Raw genomic sequence first — 5,534 nt, 5'->3', positions numbered from 1 at the left:
AATGCGTCAATTGATCAACCGCACACGCTTCGTGAAAGCCGATCCATACGATCTTGGCTTGGCGCGCGAGAAGTCGCGGGTGGTGAAAAAAGGGCAGGGTAGTCTGATGGTCGGCGCGGTTGCGGGAGGAGGGCCGGGGAGGGGGGCAATGCCAGGCACAGACAAGGCCTTTGTGAAGTTTTCCGAGGTCCAGAAGACCTACGATGGGGAGACGTTGGTCGTAAAAAATCTGAACCTTGACATCGCTCCAGGGGAGTTTTTGACCATGCTCGGGCCGTCCGGCTCTGGCAAGACGACAACGCTCATGATGCTCGCCGGCTTCGAAGTTCCCACTCATGGTTCAATCCTGCTGGGGGGGCGCTCGATTGAGGCGATGCCCCCGCACAAGCGTGACATCGGCATGGTGTTCCAGAACTACGCGCTTTTTCCTCATATGACCGTGGAGGAGAATCTCGCGTTCCCGCTTAAGGTGCGCAAGCTCGGCAGGACCGAGATCGAGGCCAGAATCAAACGGGCGCTCGACATGGTCCGGCTCGGCAGCTATGGCAAGCGCCGGCCCGGTCAGCTTTCTGGCGGCCAGCAGCAACGCGTCGCACTTGCCCGCGCTCTCGTGTTCGATCCCAAGCTCGTGCTGATGGACGAGCCGCTCGGCGCGCTGGACAAGCAGCTGCGCGAGCAGATGCAGCTCGAGATCAAGCATATCCACGAGGATCTCGGCGTCACGGTGGTCTATGTGACGCATGACCAGGGCGAGGCGCTGACGATGTCGGACCGCATCGCGGTGTTCAACGACGGGATTATCCAGCAGCTTGCCGCGCCCGCCGAACTCTACGAGCGTCCGCAGAACGCCTTCGTCGCGCAGTTCATCGGCGAGAACAATCGCCTGCACGGCAAAGTCCTGGCGATGAATGGCACGACCTGCAACGTGGAGATTGCGGGTGGGAGCAACGTGCAGGCGCTGGCGATCAACGTTGAAGCGGTTGGTCGACCGACCGTGCTGTCGTTGCGGCCGGAGCGAGTGCAGCTGAATCCGACGCCGGGCGCGCTGCCCAATGTCTTCAGCGCGCAGGTGGCGGAGGTGATCTATTTGGGCGACCACGTGCGCACCCGCGTCTCACTGTGTGGCCATGATGATTTTGTGATCAAGCTGCCTAACTCCGAAGGCCTGGTGCAGCTCGAGCCGGGCGCGGCGATCACTGTCGGCTGGAAGACGGAAGATTGTCGGGCGCTCGATGCGCCGTGACGAGGGGGCGAAACCTCGGCTTGGATGAGGTCGGCCTTTGCCGACCCGTCCGAATCCCGGGCGGGGCATAACAGACCAGAGGAACGGCAGACGATGAGCAAGACACCTTTGACGAACGTCGCTGCACTCGCCGCAATCGGCCTGGCGCGCCCGATTATGTGGTCAACGTCTTTAGGGATGATGCGGCATTCCGGGCCGAGAAGGTCTCGCGAAGTAAGCGCCGCGATCGGCGGGGTGGGTAGCTGGCGTTTTCTTTGCCGCTTCGCACGGACGAACTGAGGGAGAGATGAACAGATGGTGACGATAGCCGTCCAAACCGCCGGCGGTTCCGACGGCACGCCGCTGGGAATCGAGCTGCAGCGGGTCGAGCGCCGACGCAAGCTGAGAGCCTTCGCCCTCGTCCTGCCGCTGCTGCTGTTCATCCTGATCGGCTTTGTCTTACCGATCGGCCGGATGATGTTCAACGCGATTCATGACAATACGCTGCTGACCCTGATGCCGCGAACGACGGTAGCGCTACAAGACTGGAACGGCAATGACCTGCCGAACGAGAGCGTCTACGCCGCTCTCGCCGCAGACCTCAAGCAGGCTTGGGCACAGAAGACGGCGAGTGGCATTGCCAAGCGGATGAATTATGAGCTGCCCGGCGCCTTTAGCGCGGTAACGTCGAGCGCTCGAAAAGCGAACATGCTTTCCGCCGGTCCCTACAAGGCGGCGATGATCGAGATCAATCCACTCTGGGGCCGGCAAGACGTCTGGAGCCTGCTCAAGCGCGGAGGCTCCGGCTATACGGCTTACTACCTGCTGCGTTCAGTTGACTTCCAGTATGGTCCCAACAGCCAGATCGTCGCTTCGCCTCCGGAAAACGCGATTTTTCGCGCAATATTCCTGCGCACACTTGCTATCAGCATCGGCGTAACCGCGGCGACCCTGCTGCTGGGTTTCCCGGTGGCCTATCTCTTGGCGACATTGCCGGCCAAGTATAGCAATCTCTTGATGATCATGGTCGTGCTGCCATTCTGGACCTCGCTACTGGTACGCACCACCGCTTGGGTCGTGCTCCTGCAGCAGCACGGCGTTATCAATGAAGTGCTGTTGGGACTGCATATCATTTCACAACCGGCCCAGCTCATCTTTAATCGGATCGGCACGGTGATAACGATGACCCACATCCAGCTGCCATTCACGCTTCTGCCAATCTACAGCGTGATGAAGACGATCCCGCGCACCCATGTGCGCGCCGCCCGCTCGCTCGGCGCCGGGCCATTCTACGCCTTCTGGAAGGTCTACTTTCCCCAGACCCTGCCGGGGATCGCCGCCGGCTGTCTGCTGACTTTCATCCTATCCTTGGGCTACTACATCACCCCAGCGATGGTCGGGGGGGGCGATGATCAGATGATCGGCTATTTCATCGCCCATTACACGAACGAGGAGCTCAACTGGGGTATGGCCTCGGCTCTTGGTGCCATCCTGCTCACCGCAACCCTGCTACTCTACTACGTCTTCAACAAATTGGTCGGCATCGACCGGATCAAGATGGGGTGAGAACGATGGCCGCTTCCACCTATGCCTCTCCAATCGAAAAGGGCTGGTACTATCTACACCGGCTGATCTGTGGGGCAGTGCTGCTGTTTCTGATAGCGCCGATCCTCGTGATCATTCCGCTCTCGTTCAATTCCGTGCCGTTCTTCACCTATCCGATGGCAGGGCTATCGCTGCGCTGGTATGAGGAGTTCTTCCTGACGAGCCTGTGGCAGGGCGCGTTGCACAACTCGATTTTTGTCGCCGTGTCGGTCACCCTCCTGTCGACTACGATAGGCACGCTCGCCGCACTGGGGCTCAGTCGTCCGAACTTCCCCTGGCGTGCGGTGGTAATGAGCCTGCTGATCTCTCCCATTGTCGTGCCGCTCGTGATTACCGCGGTGGCCCTATATTTTTTCTATGCAGAAGTCGGGCTTCTAAACTCCTATACCGGATTGATTCTGGCGCACACCACCACAGCTACGCCTTTTGTTATCATCACCGTGACCGCAACCCTCAGGGGTTTCGATCACTCACTGACCCGTGCCGCCGCTGGACTCGGTGCGCCGCCGATCACCGTTTTCTTCAAGATCACGCTGCCGCTCATCCTCCCGGGCATGATCTCGGGAGCGCTCTTCGCCTTCGGCACTTCTTTCGACGAGGTGGTGCTTGCACTGTTCGTCGCCAGCGCCGAGCAGCGGACGTTGCCCAGGGTTATGTTCTCGGGCATCCGCGAGGAAATCAGGCCGACCATTATTGCCGCGGCAACCGTGCTGATCCTGTTCTCCATCGCCATGCTCACCACTGTGGAGCTGCTACGCCGGCGTTCGGAGCGCCTGCGCGGCATCCGCGACACCTGACCCTAGCTATCGCGGTTGAAGCCCTTATGCGGATGAACGTCAGAGTGGTCGGCGATAAGGTTGCCTACATGCCGATACTGCTGATGCTTCCTCGGATTTTGGCAGCCGCTATCCCACCCGTACAAACAGCCGGACGCCGCCGCTGTTAGTCAGCACTTTCGTTATCCCGCCGCCGGCGCCGCTAGATCACTGCCTTCGGCTCTTCGATCGAGTAACCATTGCCATCGCGGCACGAAGAAGCAGAAGCGGGCGTTTCAAACACGTCCGCGCCAAGCACGTCCGAGGCAGGCTGAACACCGTGCGCCACGACGGCGACCACCACATTGATCGGCAGCAGCAAGCGTCACATCGACCAACGTAACGCAGGTTGGCATCTGCGACTCGATCCTCGATGCAGGATTTCGGCTGCACGAGAGGCTACATTAGCGAAATTCAGCCCAAGAAGCTCGGTAACATTTCGCAAAACACAAAAATACTCTGATCGCCCCTGCGCTCGCAGAGTCAAGCTCAGGAAGGGGAGGAATGCGTCAATTGATCAACCGCACACGCTTCGTGAAAGCCGATCCATACGATCTTGGCTTGGCGCGCGAGAAGTCGCGGGTGGTGAAAAAAGGGCAGGGTAGTCTGATGGTCGGCGCGGTTGCGGGAGGAGGGCCGGGGAGGGGGGCAATGCCAGGCACAGACAAGGCCTTTGTGAAGTTTTCCGAGGTCCAGAAGACCTACGATGGGGAGACGTTGGTCGTAAAAAATCTGAACCTTGACATCGCTCCAGGGGAGTTTTTGACCATGCTCGGGCCGTCCGGCTCTGGCAAGACGACAACGCTCATGATGCTCGCCGGCTTCGAAGTTCCCACTCATGGTTCAATCCTGCTGGGGGGGCGCTCGATTGAGGCGATGCCCCCGCACAAGCGTGACATCGGCATGGTGTTCCAGAACTACGCGCTTTTTCCTCATATGACCGTGGAGGAGAATCTCGCGTTCCCGCTTAAGGTGCGCAAGCTCGGCAGGACCGAGATCGAGGCCAGAATCAAACGGGCGCTCGACATGGTCCGGCTCGGCAGCTATGGCAAGCGCCGGCCCGGTCAGCTTTCTGGCGGCCAGCAGCAACGCGTCGCACTTGCCCGCGCTCTCGTGTTCGATCCCAAGCTCGTGCTGATGGACGAGCCGCTCGGCGCGCTGGACAAGCAGCTGCGCGAGCAGATGCAGCTCGAGATCAAGCATATCCACGAGGATCTCGGCGTCACGGTGGTCTATGTGACGCATGACCAGGGCGAGGCGCTGACGATGTCGGACCGCATCGCGGTGTTCAACGACGGGATTATCCAGCAGCTTGCCGCGCCCGCCGAACTCTACGAGCGTCCGCAGAACGCCTTCGTCGCGCAGTTCATCGGCGAGAACAATCGCCTGCACGGCAAAGTCCTGGCGATGAATGGCACGACCTGCAACGTGGAGATTGCGGGTGGGAGCAACGTGCAGGCGCTGGCGATCAACGTTGAAGCGGTTGGTCGACCGACCGTGCTGTCGTTGCGGCCGGAGCGAGTGCAGCTGAATCCGACGCCGGGCGCGCTGCCCAATGTCTTCAGCGCGCAGGTGGCGGAGGTGATCTATTTGGGCGACCACGTGCGCACCCGCGTCTCACTGTGTGGCCATGATGATTTTGTGATCAAGCTGCCTAACTCCGAAGGCCTGGTGCAGCTCGAGCCGGGCGCGGCGATCACTGTCGGCTGGAAGACGGAAGATTGTCGGGCGCTCGATGCGCCGTGACGAGGGGGCGAAACCTCGGCTTGGATGAGGTCGGCCTTTGCCGACCCGTCCGAATCCCGGGCGGGGCATAACAGACCAGAGGAACGGCAGACGATGAGCAAGACACCTTTGACGAACGTCGCTGCACTCGCCGCAATCGGCCTGGC

Annotated in this window: 5 protein-coding genes; 4 read left to right on the top strand and 1 reads right to left on the bottom strand. The window is 60.5% G+C overall.

Annotation, left to right across the window (positions count from 1 at the left end; translation table 11 throughout):
- Nucleotides 1-148: 148 nt before the first annotated feature.
- The 3 genes from A5906_RS30610 to A5906_RS30600 all read left to right on the top strand — a co-directional run bounded on the left by A5906_RS30610 (nt 149) and on the right by A5906_RS30600 (nt 3,624).
- Nucleotides 149-1,243, top strand: coding sequence for an ABC transporter ATP-binding protein (locus tag A5906_RS30610; protein ID WP_080137604.1), 1,095 nt, complete (start codon nt 149-151; stop codon nt 1,241-1,243).
- Nucleotides 1,244-1,537: 294 nt separating this feature from the next.
- Nucleotides 1,538-2,788 (top strand): ABC transporter permease, encoded by a 1,251-nt coding sequence (locus tag A5906_RS30605; protein ID WP_080138921.1) that lies wholly within the window; start codon nt 1,538-1,540, stop codon nt 2,786-2,788.
- A gap of 5 nt (nt 2,789-2,793) precedes the next feature.
- Entirely contained in the window at nt 2,794-3,624 is an 831-nt protein-coding gene (locus A5906_RS30600; protein WP_080138920.1) for an ABC transporter permease, read from the top strand.
- Nucleotides 3,625-3,805: 181 nt separating this feature from the next.
- Here A5906_RS30600 and A5906_RS42735 read toward each other — a convergent pair whose 3' ends face one another.
- Nucleotides 3,806-3,964 carry a hypothetical protein gene (locus A5906_RS42735; RefSeq protein WP_161495457.1) on the bottom strand — a complete coding sequence of 53 codons (159 nt, stop codon included), beginning with the start codon at nt 3,962-3,964 and terminating at the stop codon, nt 3,806-3,808.
- A gap of 329 nt (nt 3,965-4,293) precedes the next feature.
- Here A5906_RS42735 and A5906_RS30595 point away from each other — a divergent pair, with 329 nt between their 5' ends.
- Complete coding sequence (locus A5906_RS30595) at nt 4,294-5,388, top strand: ABC transporter ATP-binding protein (protein ID WP_080137604.1); 1,095 nt, start codon at nt 4,294-4,296, stop codon at nt 5,386-5,388.
- The last annotated feature ends 146 nt before the right edge of the window (nt 5,389-5,534 follow it).

Source organism: Bradyrhizobium sacchari, from assembly GCF_002068095.1.
GTDB lineage: Bacteria > Pseudomonadota > Alphaproteobacteria > Rhizobiales > Xanthobacteraceae > Bradyrhizobium > Bradyrhizobium sacchari.
This window is presented reverse-complemented; position numbering and strand designations above follow the sequence as displayed.